General features: G+C 69.0%; 19 protein-coding genes, 5 tRNA genes and 2 pseudogenes. 19 read left to right on the forward strand and 7 right to left on the reverse strand.

Annotated elements, in window-relative coordinates; translation table 11 throughout:
* Positions 1 to 533: 533 nt before the first annotated feature.
* From AB0I23_RS02245 to gltX, 3 genes are all read left to right on the forward strand, one after another.
* The gene (locus tag AB0I23_RS02245) at positions 534 to 728 is read left to right on the forward strand and encodes a hypothetical protein (RefSeq protein WP_359106041.1); all 195 of its coding nucleotides are present in this window, start codon (positions 534 to 536) and stop codon (positions 726 to 728) included.
* An 82-nt stretch (positions 729 to 810) separates the two neighbouring features.
* Entirely contained in the window at positions 811 to 1,596 is a 786-nt protein-coding gene (locus AB0I23_RS02250) for a fumarylacetoacetate hydrolase family protein (RefSeq protein WP_266981119.1), read from the forward strand.
* Positions 1,589 to 3,097, forward strand: a complete 1,509-nt coding sequence (gene gltX / locus AB0I23_RS02255; protein ID WP_359106043.1) for a glutamate--tRNA ligase — start codon at positions 1,589 to 1,591, stop codon at positions 3,095 to 3,097. Before AB0I23_RS02250 ends, gltX begins: the two co-directional genes overlap by 8 nt.
* A gap of 76 nt (positions 3,098 to 3,173) precedes the next feature.
* Here the strand turns inward: gltX and AB0I23_RS02260 are convergent, their stop codons facing one another.
* A complete protein-coding gene (locus tag AB0I23_RS02260) occupies positions 3,174 to 3,674 on the reverse strand; it encodes a tetratricopeptide repeat protein (protein ID WP_359106045.1) in 501 nt (166 codons plus the stop codon).
* Between the two features lie 85 nt (positions 3,675 to 3,759).
* Here AB0I23_RS02260 and AB0I23_RS02265 point away from each other — a divergent pair, with 85 nt between their 5' ends.
* The 6 genes from AB0I23_RS02265 to AB0I23_RS02290 all read left to right on the forward strand — a co-directional run bounded on the left by AB0I23_RS02265 (position 3,760) and on the right by AB0I23_RS02290 (position 5,044).
* Positions 3,760 to 4,479 (forward strand): HAD family hydrolase, encoded by a 720-nt coding sequence (locus AB0I23_RS02265; protein ID WP_359106047.1) that lies wholly within the window; start codon positions 3,760 to 3,762, stop codon positions 4,477 to 4,479.
* Positions 4,480 to 4,565: 86 nt separating this feature from the next.
* Positions 4,566 to 4,637, forward strand: a tRNA-Gln gene (locus AB0I23_RS02270).
* Positions 4,638 to 4,661: 24 nt separating this feature from the next.
* Positions 4,662 to 4,734 (forward strand) — tRNA-Glu (locus AB0I23_RS02275).
* A gap of 60 nt (positions 4,735 to 4,794) precedes the next feature.
* Positions 4,795 to 4,867, forward strand: a tRNA-Glu gene (locus tag AB0I23_RS02280).
* Positions 4,868 to 4,879: 12 nt separating this feature from the next.
* A tRNA-Gln gene (locus tag AB0I23_RS02285) sits at positions 4,880 to 4,951 on the forward strand.
* 20 nt (positions 4,952 to 4,971) lie between these two features.
* A tRNA-Glu gene (locus tag AB0I23_RS02290) sits at positions 4,972 to 5,044 on the forward strand.
* Positions 5,045 to 5,132: 88 nt separating this feature from the next.
* Here AB0I23_RS02290 and AB0I23_RS02295 read toward each other — a convergent pair.
* Positions 5,133 to 5,312, reverse strand: a pseudogene (locus AB0I23_RS02295) (MerR family transcriptional regulator); the annotation flags it as partial.
* Between the two features lie 43 nt (positions 5,313 to 5,355).
* On the opposite strand from AB0I23_RS02295, the pseudogene AB0I23_RS02300 reads away from it, so the two are divergent.
* A pseudogene (locus tag AB0I23_RS02300) lies at positions 5,356 to 5,775 on the forward strand (DUF4188 domain-containing protein); the annotation flags it as partial.
* A gap of 126 nt (positions 5,776 to 5,901) precedes the next feature.
* On the opposite strand, the gene ndgR reads toward AB0I23_RS02300, so the two are convergent.
* Positions 5,902 to 6,618 (reverse strand): IclR family transcriptional regulator NdgR, encoded by a 717-nt coding sequence (ndgR, locus tag AB0I23_RS02305; protein WP_014048551.1) that lies wholly within the window; start codon positions 6,616 to 6,618, stop codon positions 5,902 to 5,904.
* Between the two features lie 175 nt (positions 6,619 to 6,793).
* Between ndgR and leuC the strand changes: the two genes are divergently transcribed.
* From leuC to AB0I23_RS02325, 4 genes are all read left to right on the forward strand, one after another.
* Positions 6,794 to 8,218: a 3-isopropylmalate dehydratase large subunit gene (gene leuC, locus AB0I23_RS02310; protein ID WP_359106049.1), complete on the forward strand. Its 1,425-nt coding sequence runs from the start codon at positions 6,794 to 6,796 to the stop codon at positions 8,216 to 8,218.
* Between the two features lie 5 nt (positions 8,219 to 8,223).
* Positions 8,224 to 8,817, forward strand: coding sequence for a 3-isopropylmalate dehydratase small subunit (gene leuD / locus AB0I23_RS02315; RefSeq protein ID WP_359106051.1), 594 nt, complete (start codon positions 8,224 to 8,226; stop codon positions 8,815 to 8,817).
* A gap of 104 nt (positions 8,818 to 8,921) precedes the next feature.
* Positions 8,922 to 9,149, forward strand: a complete 228-nt coding sequence (locus AB0I23_RS02320) for a hypothetical protein (protein WP_037689934.1) — start codon at positions 8,922 to 8,924, stop codon at positions 9,147 to 9,149.
* Positions 9,150 to 9,293: 144 nt separating this feature from the next.
* Positions 9,294 to 9,935: an HU family DNA-binding protein gene (locus AB0I23_RS02325; protein ID WP_359106053.1), complete on the forward strand. Its 642-nt coding sequence runs from the start codon at positions 9,294 to 9,296 to the stop codon at positions 9,933 to 9,935.
* Positions 9,936 to 10,046: 111 nt separating this feature from the next.
* On the opposite strand, the gene AB0I23_RS02330 is transcribed toward AB0I23_RS02325, so the two are convergent.
* Together AB0I23_RS02330 and cofC are read right to left on the reverse strand one after the other, a co-directional pair.
* Positions 10,047 to 10,250 carry a hypothetical protein gene (locus tag AB0I23_RS02330; RefSeq protein ID WP_359106055.1) on the reverse strand — a complete coding sequence of 68 codons (204 nt, stop codon included), beginning with the start codon at positions 10,248 to 10,250 and terminating at the stop codon, positions 10,047 to 10,049.
* A gap of 10 nt (positions 10,251 to 10,260) precedes the next feature.
* Complete coding sequence (gene cofC / locus AB0I23_RS02335) at positions 10,261 to 10,926, reverse strand: 2-phospho-L-lactate guanylyltransferase (protein WP_359106057.1); 666 nt, start codon at positions 10,924 to 10,926, stop codon at positions 10,261 to 10,263.
* A 181-nt stretch (positions 10,927 to 11,107) separates the two neighbouring features.
* On the opposite strand from cofC, the gene AB0I23_RS02340 reads away from it, so the two are divergent.
* Genes AB0I23_RS02340 through AB0I23_RS02350 form a run of 3 tightly spaced genes read left to right on the forward strand, consistent with a single transcriptional unit; the run spans position 11,108 to position 14,085 of the window.
* The gene (locus tag AB0I23_RS02340) at positions 11,108 to 11,860 is read left to right on the forward strand and encodes a lysophospholipid acyltransferase family protein (protein WP_359106058.1); all 753 of its coding nucleotides are present in this window, start codon (positions 11,108 to 11,110) and stop codon (positions 11,858 to 11,860) included.
* Positions 11,857 to 12,867: an NAD(P)H-dependent glycerol-3-phosphate dehydrogenase gene (locus AB0I23_RS02345; protein ID WP_359106060.1), complete on the forward strand. Its 1,011-nt coding sequence runs from the start codon at positions 11,857 to 11,859 to the stop codon at positions 12,865 to 12,867. The genes AB0I23_RS02340 and AB0I23_RS02345 overlap by 4 nt, the downstream gene beginning before the upstream one ends.
* 60 nt (positions 12,868 to 12,927) lie before the next feature.
* On the forward strand, positions 12,928 to 14,085 hold the full coding sequence (locus tag AB0I23_RS02350) for a D-alanine--D-alanine ligase family protein (protein WP_359106062.1): 1,158 nt from the start codon (positions 12,928 to 12,930) through the stop codon (positions 14,083 to 14,085).
* A 7-nt stretch (positions 14,086 to 14,092) separates the two neighbouring features.
* Here AB0I23_RS02350 and AB0I23_RS02355 read toward each other — a convergent pair whose 3' ends face one another.
* Together AB0I23_RS02355 and AB0I23_RS02360 are read right to left on the reverse strand one after the other, a co-directional pair.
* Complete coding sequence (locus AB0I23_RS02355) at positions 14,093 to 14,569, reverse strand: DUF3515 domain-containing protein (protein ID WP_436846860.1); 477 nt, start codon at positions 14,567 to 14,569, stop codon at positions 14,093 to 14,095.
* Positions 14,570 to 14,589: 20 nt separating this feature from the next.
* Positions 14,590 to 14,823: an Lrp/AsnC family transcriptional regulator gene (locus AB0I23_RS02360; RefSeq protein WP_037689914.1), complete on the reverse strand. Its 234-nt coding sequence runs from the start codon at positions 14,821 to 14,823 to the stop codon at positions 14,590 to 14,592.
* Positions 14,824 to 15,143: 320 nt separating this feature from the next.
* Here AB0I23_RS02360 and AB0I23_RS02365 point away from each other — a divergent pair, with 320 nt between their 5' ends.
* Entirely contained in the window at positions 15,144 to 16,115 is a 972-nt protein-coding gene (locus AB0I23_RS02365; RefSeq protein ID WP_037689912.1) for a thiamine-phosphate kinase, read from the forward strand.
* 10 nt (positions 16,116 to 16,125) lie between these two features.
* A complete protein-coding gene (gene thiD, locus AB0I23_RS02370) occupies positions 16,126 to 16,950 on the forward strand; it encodes a bifunctional hydroxymethylpyrimidine kinase/phosphomethylpyrimidine kinase (protein WP_359106064.1) in 825 nt (274 codons plus the stop codon).
* The last annotated feature ends 127 nt before the right edge of the window (positions 16,951 to 17,077 follow it).

A 17,077-nucleotide genomic window follows, 5' to 3' on the forward strand; every position in this document is an offset into this window, starting at 1 on the left:
GGACGGTGTCGGCGTCGTGGGGCGTTGTACCCGCCCCATGGTGGTCGTGAGTGACCGGCGCTCTTCCCCTTCCCGCCGCCACTCGGCGCTGCGTTGCGCCCCCTGCGCGCCGGCCTGAAACCTGCGGCGGTGCGTGGAATTCCAGCACAGTGCCCGATCTCCAACAAGGCCCGCGTACCGGGCTGTGACCTGGGTGACGTGGCGTGATGACGGAGTCACAAATCGTGGAGAGTGTTCAGGGGTAAAACGGGTGATAGGGGGCGGAACAGGTGGGGCTGGAGAGTGTCTCAGTCGAGATGATCGGGAGCGGAATGATTCATTCAGTGGTGCAATGTCCGTTTCTCCGGTCCGGTTCGACCGCCCGAAATGAGGCAAATGTTGGTGCGGTCGTGAGAAAACTCACATGATGATCGCCGTCTCTTCTCGGGATCCGGAGGGAATTGGATGTTTAGCCTGGCGCTTTACAGGGATGGCACATCCGACAACCGGCGCCCCTCCGGGCGGCGCCCGTACCGACAGGGTCCGAACGGCAGATGAAGACGACGATGATGTTCCGCAACATTGCCAACCCCCGGCGCACCACGCTGGCGCACCTCAAGGACGCCGCAGCGCTGCAGACGCCGGAGCAGCCGGAGCACGTCGTCGACCTGCCGACGCAGACGGCCAACCCGCGTCGCACCGTCCTCATGGTGGCCCCGGCGGCGGCAGCCGCCTCGACCGCCGGGTAATGGGCGCGGTTGTCCTCCTCACCCGCGTTAGCCTGGAGCGTCAGTCTTCAGCCAGCCAGCAAGTGAGGGGCGACAGCATCCCGTGCGCATCGCCAGGTTCTCCATCGACGGCAATGTCGCCTTCGGCGCGGTCGAGGGCGACGGCACCGTCGGCTCAGGTGACCTCGTCCTCGACATCATCAAAGGCATTCCGTACGCCGACTTCGAGCTCTCCGGCACCAAGGTCCCGCTGAGCAAGGTCCGGCTGCTGCCGCCTGTGCTCCCCAACAAGGTCGTGGCCATCGGCCGCAACTACGCGGAGCACGCCGCCGAACTCGGCAACGAGGTCCCGGACGTACCGGTCGCCTTCTTCAAGCCCACCACCTCGGTGATCGGCTCCGGGGACGCCATCGAGTACCCCTCCTTCTCCAACGAAGTGCACTACGAGGCCGAGTTGGCCGTCGTGATCGGCCGCATGTGCCGCGAAGTGCCGCGTGAGCGCGTCAAGGACGTCATCTTCGGCTACACCTGCGCCAACGACGTCACCGCCCGTGATGCCCAGAAGCGTGAGAAGCAGTGGGCCCGGGCCAAGGGCTTCGACACGTCCTGCCCGCTCGGCCCCTGGGTGGAGACCGACCTCGACCCCAGCGACCTCGCCATCCAGACCACGGTCAACGGCGAGCAACGCCAACTGGGCCGTACGAGCGAAATGATCCGCTCCATCGAGGATCTGGTCGTCCACATCACGGAGGCCATGACGCTGCTCCCGGGCGACGTGATCCTCACCGGCACCCCGGCAGGGGTCGGGCCCCTGCACGTCGGCGACGAGGTCGCCGTCACCATCGAAGGCATCGGCACTCTCACCAACAAGGTGATCAAGCGTGGCTAACACGAACTCCCCCAAGCTCTCGGCTTCGCTCGAGCAGGGGGTACCCCCCCGCGTACGTTTCTGTCCCTCCCCGACCGGCAACCCCCACGTGGGCCTGGTCCGCACCGCTCTGTTCAACTGGGCGTTCGCCCGGCACCACGGCGGCACCCTGGTCTTCCGCATCGAGGACACAGACGCGGCGCGCGACTCCGAGGAGTCGTACAACCAGCTGCTCGACTCGATGCGCTGGCTCGGCTTCGACTGGGACGAGGGTCCCGAGGTCGGCGGTCCGCACGCGCCGTACCGGCAGTCGCAGCGCATGGACATCTACAAGGATGTCGCCGAGAAGCTTCTGACCGGCGGGTACGCGTACCACTGCTACTGCACCACCGAGGAGCTCGACGACCGCCGCGAAGCCGCCCGCGCCGCCGGCAAGCCGTCCGGCTACGACGGCCACTGCCGTGACCTGAGCGCCGAGCAGATCGCCGCGTACGAGGCCGAGGGCCGGACGTCCATCGTCCGTTTCCGGATGCCCGACGAGGCGATCACCTTCACGGACCTGGTCCGCGGTGAGATCACCGTCCAGCCGGAGAACGTGCCGGACTACGGCATCGTCCGGGCCAACGGCGCTCCCCTCTACACGCTGGTCAACCCGGTCGACGACGCGCTGATGGAGATCACCCACGTCCTGCGCGGCGAGGACCTGCTCTCCTCCACCCCGCGCCAGCTCGCCCTCTACAAGGCGCTCATCGAGCTGGGCATCGCCACGGGGACCCCCGTCTTCGGGCACCTCCCGTACGTCATGGGCGAGGGCAACAAGAAGCTCTCCAAGCGCGACCCGCAGGCCTCGCTCAACCTCTACCGCGAGCGCGGCTTCCTCCCCGAGGGGCTGCTCAACTACCTCTCCCTGCTGGGCTGGTCGATCGCCGAGGACCGCGACATCTTCTCCATCGAGGAGATGGTGGCGGCGTTCGACATCAAGGACGTCAACGCCAACCCGGCGCGCTTCGACCTGAAGAAGTGCGAGCACATCAACGCCGAGCACATCCGCAGTCTCGACGTGAAGACCTTCACCGAGGCGTGCGGTCCCTGGCTGAAGGCGCCGTTCGCCCCGTGGGCCCCGGAGGCCTTCGACGCCGCGCAGTTCGAGGCCATCGCCCCGTACGCCCAGACCCGCGTCACCGTCCTCTCGGACATCACGGACAACGTCGACTTCCTCTTCCTCGACGAGCCGGCCGAGGACGAGGCGTCCTGGAACAAGGCGATGAAGGAGAGCTCCGACGCCCTGCTCGTCACCGCCCGCGCCAAGCTGATCGGCGCCGAGTGGAACGCCGAGGCTCTGAAGGACGCGATCCTCGCCGCGGGCGAGGAGCACGGCCTGAAGCTCGGCAAGGCCCAGGCCCCGGTCCGCGTCGCCGTCACCGGCCGCACGGTCGGCCTGCCGCTCTTCGAGTCCCTGGAGATCCTGGGCCGCGAGAAGACCGTGGCCCGGATCGACGCGGCGCTGGCGAAGCTGGCGTAAGCGCCTCCCGCACGCCCGAAGGGGGCGGTCGCCGGTCAACTCCGGGGGCCGCCCCCTTCCGCATGACTCGGATGCCTCAGACGGTTGCGTCGAGGTCCTGCGCGTAGTGCTCGATGGCCCGCCGGTACTGCTGGACGTACGCGTCCCGGCTGGTCGTGGCCAGCAGCCTCAGCAGGATCTGCGTGGCCTCGTGATGCTGCTCGGTGTTGAACAGGGCCATCGCGAGGAAGGACTGCAGGGCGCCGTCCTCGGGGAACTCCGCGACGCCAAGTCGCAGCGTCTCGACGGCCTTTGCGTACTGCCCCAGTACCCGATAGGTGCTGCCGAGCCCGAGCAGCGCACCGTGGCGGTCCTCCTCCGACAGCCCGGCACCCCGCAAGCTGCGTTCGTAGAAGGGGACGGCTTCGGCCTCCAGGCCCAGCACGTCGTGGACCCAGGCCGTCTGGTACGCCACTTCCGCGTCGTCGGGATGCCCGGCGGCAAGCATCAGCAGCCGCTCCCTGGCCCCTTCCGCCTGCCCCTGATTGCGCAGCCCGACGGCCTCGGCCAGCAGACTGTCTCTGTCGTGCTCACTCATGCACGCATTGTCACAGGTCAGGTGTGCCGGACGGTGTTCAGGGCATTCCCCGGCCCCATCACCGGGCGGGCGGTAGCGTGACCTTATGCCGATCCGAGCCGTGCTCTGGGACATCGACGACACGATCTTCGACTACACGGGCGCCGACCGCGTCGGCCTGCAGAAACATCTGGAGAGCGAGGAGCTGCCCGGCGGGTACGGCTCCGCCGCGCAGGCCCTCGACGCCTGGCGGGCGATCACCGACGTCCACTGGGCGCGGTTCGCCGCCGGGGAGACCGATTTCCAGGGGCAGCGCAGGGACCGGGTCCGTTCGTTCCTCGGCCGGCCGCTCACGGACGCGGAGGCCGACGACTGGTTTGCTCGGCACCTCGTGCACTACGAGGCGGCCTGGTCGCTCTTCCCGGACGCCCTGCCGGTCCTGGACGTGCTGGCCGGCCGCTACCGGCAGGCCGTCCTGTCGAACTCCAGCATCGTCAATCAGGACCGGAAACTGCGCATCCTCGGCGTGCGGGACCGATTCGAGGCCGTGGTGTGCGCCGTGGAGCTCGGCATCTCCAAGCCCGAGGCCGGCGCGTTCCATGCCGCCTGTGAGGCGCTCGGGCTGGAGCCGCGGGACGTCGTGTACGTCGGAGATCACCCGGACATCGACGCGGCCGGGGCGGTGGCGGCGGGACTGAAGGGGATCTGGCTGGACCGGGGCGGGCGCGGCGGACGGCCCGAACTGGAGCGCATCACCGGTCTCGATCAGCTGCCCGGACTGCTGGCGGGCGATACCCGTTTTGGAGCGCCGGACACCTTCGGGTAATGTTCTTTCTGCGCCGCCCGAGCGGGCCGGAAGATCCGGTCGGGAAGTGCAAGCCGAACAAAATCCCTCTGGGGGTTGAGTTTTGGTGGGCTATGGTGTAATTGGCAACACTACGGTTTCTGGTACCGTCATTCTAGGTTCGAGTCCTGGTAGCCCAGCGCAGAGCTTCATCTGTACAATACGCCCCCGTTGTGTAGCGGCCTAGCACGCTGCCCTCTCACGGCAGTAGCGCCGGTTCGAATCCGGTCGGGGGTACAGATCCTTCCCGCGAGATCATCTGGGTCGCACCCACGATTTCGATGCAGGATCGCTAGGGCCCCCGTTGTGTAGCGGCCTAGCACGCTGCCCTCTCACGGCAGTAGCGCCGGTTCGAATCCGGTCGGGGGTACGGGTTTCACCATGGGCTATGGTGTAATTGGCAACACTACGGTTTCTGGTACCGTCATTCTAGGTTCGAGTCCTGGTAGCCCAGCGCAAGATGCAGTACAATACGCCCCCGTTGTGTAGCGGCCTAGCACGCTGCCCTCTCACGGCAGTAGCGCCGGTTCGAATCCGGTCGGGGGTACAACAGAGTAAGTAATCAAGGGTCCTTCACTCCGGTGAGGGACCCTTGGTCATGTGTCCGGGGGCCGTTGCGCACGGGCCCGTCGCACTCAGAGTCCGTACCGCCGGTTCGACTCCTCCTCCTGGGCCAGCCGACGCAGCGACAGCAACAGCTGTTCGTACAGCACGACCGAGGCCACCGCCATCTCCACCTGCTCCGCGCCTGCCGGATAGGTCTCCATCATGTCCAGGTCGCGGACCGCGACTTGCTCCATGAGGCGGGCCTGCTCGGTCACGTACTCGATGTCGCAGGGGTAGTGAGCTGCTGTCGGTTTCTGGGGCGTTCACCACTGGCTGCCGGCCCTCGTGGCAATGCCGCCCATGCTGCGGGAGTTGGGCCGGGACAGGAGCCGCGGGCTGCTCGGCCACACCCTGCTGTCCGGATCGCCGAGGACGTACTACGTCGTCCAGTACTGGGAGTCGAAGGAGAAGCTCTACGCGTACGCCGCCGCGCCCGACATGTTCCACCACAAGGCCTGGGCGACGTTGAACCGCAAGGAGAAGAAGTCCCGGCAGCACGTGGGACCGTGGCACGAGACACACATCGCGCCCGAGGGGTCGTACGAATCGATCTACGCCGACATGCCGCCGTACGGACCGGCTGCGGCGACGGGCGTGCTGCCGATCGAGGAGCGGGGACGCCGGGCGGCGGACCGTCTCGCGCGCCGCTCGTCCACGGAGCGGAAGGGCTGAGAGGGGGCCGTCACGTCGCTGGGACGGCCGGGGAACGATTTCCTGCTGTGCCGGGTCCGTGTGCCGGGCTTGTGCGGCAGGACGTTCCGGCGGGTCCGAGTGCCGTGCCTGCGGGTGATCCGTACGTCAGCCGGTGCGGCGCAGGGCCTCGCTCAGCCGGGCCGCCGAGTCGATGACCGCCTGGGCGTGCATCCGGCCCGGGTGGCGGGTCAGCCGCTCGATCGGTCCGGAGACCGAGACCGCGGCGACCACCCGGTTCGACGGCCCGCGTACCGGCGCCGAGACCGAGGCGACGCCCGGCTCCCGCTCGCCGATCGACTGGGCCCAGCCCCGGCGGCGCACGCCCGAGAGCGCCGTCGCCGTGAAGCGGGCGCCCTGGAGGCCGCGGTGCAGGCGCTCCGGCTCCTCCCAGGCCATCAGGATCTGGGCCGAGGATCCCGCCTTCATGGTCAGGGTGGAGCCCACCGGCACGGTGTCCCGCAGTCCGGACAGCCGCTCCGCCGCAGCCACGCAGATCCGCATGTCGCCCTGGCGGCGGTAGAGCTGCGCGCTTTCGCCGGTGATGTCCCGCAGATGCGTGAGCACCGGGCCGGCCGTCGCCAGCAGGCGGTCCTCGCCTGCCGCGGCCGCGAGCTCCGCCAGTCGGGGGCCGAGGATGAATCGGCCCTGCATGTCCCTCGCCACCATCCGGTGGTGTTCCAGTGCCACAGCCAGTCGATGAGCCGTGGGTCGTGCAAGCCCGGTCGCCGCGACCAGCCCGGCGAGGGTGGCCGGGCCGGACTCCAGGGCGCTCAATACCAGAGCCGCCTTGTCGAGAACGCCGACGCCGCTAGAGTTGTCCATACGACGATACTTGCGTCTCACTCTGTGAAACGCAAGTTCAATTTCCGGCGGAAGTTGCGAACCTGTAGGGGCGGCCGCACAACGGCCCGTAGCCACCGCCCCGCACGGGGGTCCGGACGGCAGCGCACCGAAATCTCTAGTTGGGCCGGCGAAGACGCCGGCCGGAGGGAAAGCGATGGGTAGGACACTCGCGGAGAAGGTCTGGGACGACCACGTCGTCCGGCGCGCGGACGGCGAGCCCGATCTTCTCTTCATCGATCTGCACCTGCTGCACGAGGTGACCAGCCCCCAGGCCTTCGACGGCCTCCGGCAGGCCGGACGCCGGGTGCGGCGCCTCGACCTCACCATCGCCACCGAGGATCACAACACCCCGACCCTCGACATCGACAAGCCGATCGCCGACCCGGTCTCCCGCGCCCAGTTGGAGACCCTGCGCAAGAACTGCGCGGAGTTCGGTGTGAGGCTGCACCCGCTGGGCGACGTCGAGCAGGGCGTCGTGCACGTGGTGGGCCCGCAGCTGGGGCTGACCCAGCCCGGCACCACGGTCGTCTGCGGCGACTCCCACACCTCCACGCACGGCGCGTTCGGCGCGCTGGCGTTCGGCATCGGCACCAGCCAGGTCGAGCACGTGCTGGCCACCCAGACGCTGCCACTGGCCCGTCCGAAGACGATGGCGATCACCATCGACGGCGAACTGCCCGACGACGTGACGGCCAAGGACCTGATCCTTGCGATCATCGCCCGGATCGGCACCGGCGGCGGCCAGGGCTACATCCTCGAATACCGCGGCTCCGCCATCGAGAAGCTCTCGATGGAAGCCCGGATGACCATCTGCAACATGTCGATCGAGGCGGGCGCCCGGGCCGGCATGATCGCCCCGGACGAGACCACGTTCGACTACCTGAAGGGCCGCGACCACGCCCCGCACGGCGAGGACTGGGACGCCGCGGTCGCGTACTGGAAGACGCTGCGCACGGACGAGGACGCGGTCTTCGACGCCGAGGTCGTCATCGACGCCGCCGAACTGGCGCCGTTCGTCACCTGGGGCACCAACCCCGGCCAGGGCGCGCCCCTGTCGGGACACGTCCCCGACCCGGCTTCGTACGAGGACGCCTCGGAGCGGAACGCCGCCGAAAAGGCCCTGGAATACATGGGGTTGACCGCCGGACAGCCGCTTCGTGAGATCAACGTCGACACCGTCTTCGTGGGCTCCTGCACCAACGGCCGGATCGAGGACCTGCGCAACGCGGCCGCGATCCTGGACGGCCGCAAAGTCGCCGACGGCGTACGGATGCTGGTCGTGCCCGGCTCGGTCCGGGTCGCCCTGCAGGCGGTCGAGGAGGGCCTGGACAAGGTCTTCACCGCGGCCGGCGCCGAGTGGCGGCACGCGGGCTGCTCGATGTGTCTCGGCATGAACCCCGACCAGCTGGCCCCCGGCGAGCGCTCCGCGTCCACCTCGAACCGTAACTTCGAGGGCCGGCAGGGCAAGGGCGGCCGTACCCACCTGGTCTCCCCGCAGGTCGCCGCCGCCACCGCCGTGCTGGGCCACCTGGCCTCGCCGGCCGACCTGTCCGACGCCCTTACGTCCGCCGGAGTCTGAGAACCATGGAAGCTTTCACCGCACACACCGGCCGGGCCGTCCCGCTGCGCCGCAGCAACGTCGACACCGACCAGATCATCCCCGCCCACTGGCTGAAGAAGGTCACCCGCGACGGCTTCGAGGACGGGCTCTTCGAGGCATGGCGCAAGGACCCCGAGTTCGTCCTCAACCGGCCCGAGCGGGACGGCGCAACGGTCCTGGTGGCCGGTCCCGAATTCGGCACCGGGTCCTCCCGTGAACATGCCGTCTGGGCCCTGCAGAACTACGGCTTCAAGACCGTCATCTCCTCCCGGTTCGCCGACATCTTCCGCGGCAACTCGCTGAAGAACGGACTGCTGACCGTCGTCCTCGACCAGAAGGTCGTCGACGCGCTGTGGGAGCTGACCGAGGCCGACCCGGCCGCCGAGGTCACCGTCGACCTGGAGGCGCGCCAGGTCCGAGCCGAGGGCATTACCGCCGACTTCGAGCTCGACGAGAACGCCCGCTGGCGACTGCTGAACGGCCTGGACGACATCAGCCTCACCCTTCAGAACGAAGCGGACATTGCGACTTATGAGGTGGCAAGGCCGACCTTCAAGCCGCGTACAATTAACGCCTGAGCAGCGCGTTTCCAGTACTGCGCCCCCTGCCTTCTGGTAGGGGGCGCAGTCGCTTGTTGAGACCCCACAGGGCGACAACTTGCCCCAGATGGCACAATCGGTGCATGGAACGCGACAGCCAACTCAAGCTTTACGGCCAAGTCGCCGACCAATTGAAGGACGCGCACACAAGAGTGCGCGCACTGCAAGTCCCGGAGGGCGTACGGATGGCGCTGTCCCGGAAGCTGTTGGTCATCACGGCCGCGGCGAAGCACGATCTCCCGGATGCGGCAAGGCGTCTGGACCGGTTGATGAAGGACCTCGATGAGGGCCGATTCCCCGAAGGTGACTGACCTCTGCGGAACTGCGCAGCGGTCGACTTCGTTGCGGCACTAGGGTGATTAGCCCGTTTCATGTTTGATTTGCGGTATATATCTGCCTAACGTGCGAAAACGCTTGAACACTTACGTTCTGGCAATGTCTCCGAAGGGGAAGACGTGAACAAGGCACAGCTCGTAGAAGCGATTGCCGACAAGGTCGGCGGCCGTCAGCAGGCCGCGGACGCTGTCGACGCGGTACTCGACGCGATCGTCCGTGCGGTTGTCGCCGGCGACCGGGTCTCGGTCACCGGTTTCGGCTCGTTCGAGAAGGTCGACCGCCCGGCCCGCTACGCCCGCAACCCGCAGACGGGTGAGCGCGTGCGGGTCAAGAAGACCTCGGTGCCCCGTTTCCGTGCCGGGCAGGGCTTCAAGGACCTGGTCAGCGGCTCGAAGAAGCTCCCCAAGCACGATGTGGCCGTGAAGAAGGCGCCCAAGGGCAGCCTCTCGGGCGGTGTTTCCGCCCGTGCGACCACCAAGGCCGCGGCCAAGAAGGCCGCTGCCAAGAAGGCCGCGGTGAAGAAGGTCACCGCCAAGAAGACCGTGACGGCGGCGAAGACCGCCGCGGCCAAGAAGACCGCCGTGAAGAAGACCACGGCGGCCGCGAAGACCACCGCAGCGGCGAAGAAGGCGACGGCCGCCAAGAAGGCCGTCGCCGCCAAGACCGCGCCCGCCAAGAAGGCCACGGCGAAGAAGGCGCCCGCGAAGAAGGTCACGGCGCGCAAGATCACGGCCAAGAAGGCCGTCGCACGGAAGAAGTGAGACCGAGCAGCGCAAGGCTACTCACACGCGCCGGGCCGGGCTCCCCTCGGGGAGCCCGGCCCGCGGGCTGTCCGGGGTGCGTTCAGCGGCCCCGCGGGCCGGACGCGCCCTTCAGAACGTCTGCAGCGTCACCAGGGTGATCCGCAGGGTCGATCCCTCGCCCTCCACCTCGATCCGCACCCGCTGCCCCGGGCGCAGCAGCCGCAGGCCGCCCGCGTCGAAGGCGGGGGCGTCGAATTCCACCGGGGTGCCGTCGTCGAGCAGCACACTGCCGGTGCGGGTCTCGGGGTCGTACGTGTACGAGGTCGCCTGCATGAACGGCAGCCTATCGGTCCCTCGCGGGCATTTCCGCGGCCAAGCTGCCCGCCGTGTGCGGACCCACCCCGAGGGCCAGTGCGGCCCGCAGATCGGCGCCGGTGTCCACGTCCTGGCGGACCGAGTCGATACCGGCCGGAACTATTTCCACCGCGCCGGAGACAAGATGCCGGGCCCGGGACGGGCCACCGAAAGCCGGACGCAATTCCACCCCAGCCGAAGCCGACAGGAAAGTCGTGCCGATTCCCGCCGCATCCGTAACAAATGCACGCGGGAATTCAGTGGCGAATTCGAGTACCCGGGCCAATTCTGCGGGACGCAGTGAGGGCAGATCCGCGTTGAGTGCGGCGAGTGCCGCGGCGGGCCGCCGGTCGCGTATCGCCCGCTCGCCGTGGGCGAGCGCGGCGTTGAGTCCGGCGGCCGGTCCGTCGGGAACGATGCGCGCGCCGAGCGCCGAGAGCGCGGCCCCGGCCACCGGGTCGTCCGTGACGACCACCACATCCCGTACGGCCCGGCAGGCCAGGGCCGCGGCCACCGTGTCCTGGGCGAAGGCCAGAGCGAGCCGGGGGCGCAGCAGCGGGCCCGTCGCCTGCGTCAGCCTGCTCTTGGCCCGTGCCAGCGGCTTCAACGGGACGACCAGGGACCACAGCCCGGTCCGGTCGGTGTTCGTGGCCATCTCCCCCTCGGTGCGCGTCGCCGCCTATTCTCGCCTGCCGGTACGACAACCCGGTGCGACAATCCGGAGGGGTGGCCGCGGGGGTGGGGCGTACGGTGTTCTCGACAGAGCAGGGGCCTGGGGCGAGACTTGACCGCCACAGACAGGCACACACGTCAGGTCCGTAGAGGAAGGTGTCCGAGTGTCCGGCCGCAGAATCGGCTTCTGGTACCGCCTCGCGGCGGTCATCGCAAAACCGCCGCTGGTGGTTCTGTTCAAGCGTGACTGGCGGGGAGTGGAGCACATTCCGGCCGAAGGCGGTTTCATCACTGCGGTCAATCACAACTCGTATCTGGACCCGCTCTCCTACGGTCATTTCCAGTACAACACCGGTCGGGTGCCGCGGCTCCTCGCCAAGGCGGGGCTCTTCAAGACCCCCTTTGTCGGCATGATGCTGCGGGGCACCGGACAGATCCCCGTGTACCGCGAGACGACCAATGCGCTGGACGCCTTCCGGGCCGCCGTCGACGCCATCGAGCGCGGTGAATGCGTCGCCTTCTATCCGGAGGGCACCCTCACCCGCGACCCCGGCATGTGGCCGATGGCCGGCAAGACCGGCGCCGCCCGCGTCGCGTTGATGACGAAGGCCCCGGTCATCCCTGTTGCGCAGTGGGGCGCGAACCTGGCGATGCCGCCGTACGCCAAGGAGAAGAAGCTCCAACTCTTCCCGCGCAAGACCCTCCAGGTGCAGGCCGGACCGCCCGTCGACCTCTCCAGGTTCTACGACATGGAGCCGACGCCCGACGTCCTGCGCGAGGCGACCGAGGTCATCATGGCCGCGGTGACCGCACAGCTGGAGGACATCCGCGGCGAGAAGGCGCCCGCCGATCTCTACGACCACCGCAAGGCACGTGCCGAACAGCGGCGCAAGGCCGAAGGAGAGGGACTCAAGTGACGCACCCCGTAAAGGCAGCCGTCTTCGGAACCGGCTCATGGGGTACGGCCTTCGGCATGATCCTCGCCGACGCCGGCTGCGAGGTCACCCTCTGGGGCCGCCGCGCCGAGGTCGCCGAGGCCATCAACACGACCCGTACCAACCCCGAATACCTGCCGGGAATTGAGCTCCCCGAGTCCATCCGGGCCACCACCGACGCCGCCCGGGCGCTGCGCGGCGCCGACTTCGCCGTCCTCGTCGTGCCCTCGCAGACGCTGCGCGCCAACCTCGCCGACTGGGCCCCGCACCTCGACCCCGACACCGTCCTCGTCTCGCTGATGAAGGGCGTCGAACTCGGCACCGCCAAGCGGATGAGCGAGGTCATCGAGGACGTCACCAAGGTCTCCGCGGACCGGATCGCCGTCGTCACCGGCCCCAACCTGGCCAAGGAGATCGCCGAACGCCGTCCCGCCGCGGCCGTCGTCGCCTGCCAGGACGAGTCGGTGGCCCAGCGCCTCCAGGCCGCCTGCCACACCCCGTACTTCCGCCCGTACACCAACACCGATGTGGTCGGCTGCGAGCTCGGCGGCGCGGTGAAGAACGTCATCGGTCTCGCCGTCGGCATCGCCGACGGGATGGGACTGGGCGACAACGCCAAGGGCTCGCTCATCACCCGCGGCCTCGCCGAGACCACCCGGCTCGGTCTCGCCATGGGCGCCGACCCGCTGACGTTCTCCGGACTCGCGGGTCTCGGCGACCTCGTGGCGACGTGCTCCTCGCCGCTGTCGCGCAACCACACCTTCGGCACCAACCTCGGCCGCGGCATGACACTGGAAGAGACCATCGCCGTCACCAAGCAGACCGCCGAGGGCGTCAAGTCCTGTGAATCGGTGCTCGATCTGGCGCACCGGCACGGCGTCGACATGCCCATCACGGAGACGGTCGTCTCCATCGTCCACGAGGGCAAGCCGCCGATGGTCGCTCTGGGCGAGCTGATGTCGCGCAGCGCGAAGGCCGAGCGGCACTGACGCCCGACCGGCCCCGGTGACGCAGACGCGACCCGTACCAGCAGGTACGCTCGTCGCGATATGAGCAGCGAGAACCTCCCCCAGAGCCCGGAGCAGCAGCTCCGCAAGCCGCGTGTGGCCGTCGTGTTCGGCGGCCGCAGCTCCGAACACGGCATTTCGGTCGTCACGGCAGGTGCCGTCCTGAACGCCATCGACCGGACGAAGTACGACGTCCTGCCGATCGGCATCACGCGGGACGGCCGCTGGGCGCTCACCGCCGACGAGCCCGAACGCATGGCCATCACGGACCGGAAGATGCCGGACGTGGCCCAGCTGGCCGAGTCCTCCGAGGGTGGCGTGGTGCTCTCCGTCGACCCCGGCAGCCGCGAAGTGGTCTACAGCGAGCCCGGCTCGGTGCCCAAGGCGCTCGGCGAGGTCGACGTCGTCTTCCCCGTCCTGCACGGCCCGTACGGCGAGGACGGCACGCTTCAGGGGTTGCTGGAGCTGTCCGGAGTGCCGTACGTGGGTGCGGGTGTGCTCGCCTCGGCGGTCGGCCAGGACAAGGAATACATGAAGCGGGTGTTCACGTCGTTCGGGCTGCCCGTCGGCCCGTACGTCGTCGTCCGCCCCCGCGAATGGGACAACGACCGCCTCGCCGCCCGCAAGCGCATCGTGGACTTCGCCGGTGAACACGGCTGGCCGCTCTTCGTCAAGCCCGCGCGGGCCGGCTCGTCCATGGGCATCACCAAGGTCGACGACCTCTCCGGACTCGACGAGGCGATCGAGGAAGCCCGCCGCCACGACCCCAAGTTCCTCGTCGAGTCGCTCCTGCGCGGCCGCGAGATCGAGTGCGGGGTGCTGGAGTTCGAGGACGGACCGCGTGCCAGCGTGCCCGCCGAGATCCCGCCGGTCACCTCGCACGACTTCTACGACTTCGAGGCCAAGTACATCGACTCGGCGTCCGGGATCGTGCCCGCCCCGCTCACCGAGGAGCAGACCGCCGAGGTCAAGCGGCTCGCGGTCGAAGCGTTCGAGGCTGCTTCCTGTGAGGGCCTGGTGCGCGCCGACTTCTTCCTCACCGAGGACGGCACCTTCGTCATCAACGAGATCAATACGCTGCCGGGCTTCACCCCGATCTCCATGTACCCGCGGATGTGGCAGGAGAGCGGTGTGAGCTACCAGGAGCTGGTCGACCGGCTGATCCAGGCGGCGTTGACCCGGCCCACCGGCCTGCGCTGACCCCGCGCTACAGGCTGCTGGGGACCGTCTTCATGACGGCCGGGGCGAACGCCGCCAGCGGGCCGGCGTCATGGGCGTATGCCGTCGAGAGCGTCACCTCGACATACGCCTTGCGATACGTCGTGGTGAACCGCGGACCGGCGTCCTCCGGCTGCTCCAGCAGCCAGTTGACGCCGTCCGCGTCCGTCCCCTTGGCCATGGGGTCGTCCATCTTCGCGGGTCGGTCGACGCCGCAGCGCAGTACGATCGCCCCGTCCCCCCATGAGGCGGTCAGCTCGGACTTCGGCCCGGAGTCGTCACGGTTCTGTCCGGCAACGGTCGCCGGCAGCTCCTTGTGCAGGGCATCGCAGTAGGCTGCGACTTCCGGCGTCGGGGTGGGGACCGTGATCGACGCCGCGGCGTCCGTTGTCGAGCAGCCCGCCGCGGCCAGCACCAGAACGGCGGCGGACGGACCGAGAAGCACGGGGCGGCGGAAGGAAGTCACCGGCCCAGCGTAGACGGGGGCTACAGGTGGACGACCGGGCAGGTCAGGGTTCTGGTGATGCCGTCCACCTGCTGGACCTTGGCGACCACCATGCGGCCGAGTTCATCGACCGTGCCGGACTGCGCGCGCACGATCACGTCGTAGGGGCCAGTGACGTCCTCTGCCTGGATCACTCCCGGGATTTTCGCGATGGTCTCGGCGACGGTCGACGCCTTGCCCACCTCGGTCTGAATAAGGATGTACGCCTGTACCACGGAACCTCCAGGGCGGCCACGAGGATCATGTGGGGGAAAGAGACGCCACGGTATCGCGTTGCCGAGGGCCGCGGGGAGACCTGTGGAACGGATGACGTCCACAGCGTGGCGCACGCATGCCATGAGTTGACGTATGCCTTGACAGTACCGACAGCAGTGAAGGCCCGCGACCGCAAGCGCGGCGGTGCGGACGGGGGACGGGCATGCCGGTGACAACAGGGGCAGACTGCTCCCTGCGGCGGCCGGGCCACGGCCCGGACCACCGGCCGCCCGCCCAGGCCGGACGTCCGTCCGGCGTGACAGATGAGAGGTGAGACTCGGTGAAGGGAACCGTGGGCGAGTTGGGGGAGTTCGGGCTCATCAAGGAGCTCACTTCCCGGCTCACCACCACTCCGGCGGTACGGCTCGGACCCGGCGACGACGCCGCGGTCGTGGCCGCTCCCGACCGTAGGGTCGTGGCCAGTACGGACATCCTGTTGGAGGGACGGCACTTCCGCCGCGACTGGTCGACGGCGTACGACGTCGGACGCAAGGCCGCCGCACAGAACCTCGCCGACATCGCCGCCATGGGCGCGGTCCCCACCGCGCTGCTGCTCGGCCTGGTCGTCCCCGCCGAACTCCCGGTCACCTGGGCGGGAGAGCTGATGGACGGCATCCGCGACGAGTGCCAGGTCGCGGGGGCGGCCGTGGTCGGCGGTGACGTCGTCGGCGGGGAGACCATCACCGTCGCGATCACCGCACTCGGCGATCTGCGCAACCACGAACCCGTCACCCGGGCCGGCGCCCGACCCGGCGATGTCGTCGCCGTCACCGGCTGGCTCGGCTGGTCCGCCGCCGGGTACGCGGTCCTCTCCCGCGGCTTCCGCTCGCCGCGCGCCTTCGTCGAGGCCCACCGGCGCCCCGAACCGCCGTACCACGCGGGCCCGGCGGCCGCCGGACTCGGCGCCACCGCCATGACGGACGTCAGTGACGGACTCGTCGCCGACCTCGGACACATCGCCGAGGCCAGCAAGGTCCGGATCGATCTGCGGTCCGGGCTGATCGACATCCCCTCGCAGATGTCGGACATCGGGCAGGCGGTCGGTGTGGACCCGCTCCAGTGGGTGCTCACCGGGGGAGAGGACCACGCGATCGTCGCGACCTTCCCCCAGGACGTGAAGCTGCCCGCCCGCTGGAAGGTGATCGGCGAGGTCCTCAACCCGTCGGCGCTGCCCCAGGTGACGGTCGACGGAGCCCCGTGGACCAGCAAGGGTGGCTGGGACCACTTCGGCGCCATCGAGGACGCCCGGTAGGTTGCGGCGTATGCCCATATCTTCTGCCGCACCGCAGGTACCGCTCGCTCCGTTCGTGCCACCCCGTGTGCTCACCGTCGCCGGATCCGATTCCGGCGGCGGTGCGGGCATTCAGGCCGACCTGAAGACGATGCTGGCGCTCGGCGTGCACGGCATGAGCGTGATCACCGCGGTGACCGCGCAGAATTCACTGGGCGTCCAGGGCGCGTGGGAGCTGCCCGTGGAGGCGGTACGTGCCCAGTACCGCAGCGTCGTCGACGACATCGGCGTCCAGGCGGTGAAGACCGGCATGCTCGCGTCGGCCGCGCTTGTCGAGACCGTCGCCGCACTCCTCGCGGGAACGGACGCCCCGGTGGTCGTCGACCCGGTGGGGACCTCCAAGCACGGTGATCCGCTGCTGGCCGCCGAAGCCCTCGATTCCGTACGGACGAAACTGCTGCCGGTCGCCACGGTGGCGACCCCCAACCTGGACGAGGTGGCCCAGCTCACCGGCGTGACGGTCACGGACGAGACCGGAATGCGGCAGGCCGCGGCGGAGATCCTGGGATACGGGCCGCGCTGGGTCGTCATCAAGGGCGGGCACCTGCCCGGCGAACCGGTCGACCTCCTCGCGGACGGCACCGAGGAGCACTGGCTGCGCGCCCCTCGCCACGGCAACCGGCACACGCACGGCACGGGCTGCACCCTCGCCGCCGCGATCGCCTGCGGGCTGGCCCGGGGCAACGACGTACCGACGGCCGTACGGGCCGCGAAGACGTACGTCACCGGGGCGATCGCGGCGGGCTTCCCGCTGGGCACCGGGATCGGCCCGGTCAGGCACGGCTGGCAGCTGTAACGGCCTCCCCCACTCCCCGTCGTGGGGGAGGCCGTAAGCGTCGGCAGCCGCACGGGCCCGGTGCACAGCAAAAAGCCGGTCCACCTCGGTGGACCGGCTTTTTGGGCAACCGGAAGGCTGCGCTACG

The organism is Streptomyces atratus, assembly GCF_040655115.1.
Taxonomy (GTDB): domain Bacteria; phylum Actinomycetota; class Actinomycetes; order Streptomycetales; family Streptomycetaceae; genus Streptomyces; species Streptomyces atratus_D.

Bases quoted from the DNA above. Each gene is read 5' to 3' on its own strand.
- AB0I23_RS02330 (WP_359106055.1), bottom strand. From the start codon at position 10,250: ATGCAGGCGACCTCGTACACGTACGACCCCGAGACCCGCACCGGCAGT.
- AB0I23_RS02265 (WP_359106047.1), top strand. From the start codon at position 3,760: ATGCCGATCCGAGCCGTGCTCTGGGACATCGACGACACGATCTTCGAC.
- AB0I23_RS02245 (WP_359106041.1), top strand. From the start codon at position 534: ATGAAGACGACGATGATGTTCCGCAACATTGCCAACCCCCGGCGCACC.
- leuD (WP_359106051.1), top strand. From the start codon at position 8,224: ATGGAAGCTTTCACCGCACACACCGGCCGGGCCGTCCCGCTGCGCCGC.
- AB0I23_RS02320 (WP_037689934.1), top strand. From the start codon at position 8,922: ATGGAACGCGACAGCCAACTCAAGCTTTACGGCCAAGTCGCCGACCAA.
- cofC (WP_359106057.1), bottom strand. From the start codon at position 10,926: ATGGCCACGAACACCGACCGGACCGGGCTGTGGTCCCTGGTCGTCCCG.
- AB0I23_RS02260 (WP_359106045.1), bottom strand. From the start codon at position 3,674: ATGAGTGAGCACGACAGAGACAGTCTGCTGGCCGAGGCCGTCGGGCTG.
- leuC (WP_359106049.1), top strand. From the start codon at position 6,794: ATGGGTAGGACACTCGCGGAGAAGGTCTGGGACGACCACGTCGTCCGG.
- ndgR (WP_014048551.1), bottom strand. From the start codon at position 6,618: ATGGACAACTCTAGCGGCGTCGGCGTTCTCGACAAGGCGGCTCTGGTA.
- thiD (WP_359106064.1), top strand. From the start codon at position 16,126: ATGCCCATATCTTCTGCCGCACCGCAGGTACCGCTCGCTCCGTTCGTG.
- AB0I23_RS02350 (WP_359106062.1), top strand. From the start codon at position 12,928: ATGAGCAGCGAGAACCTCCCCCAGAGCCCGGAGCAGCAGCTCCGCAAG.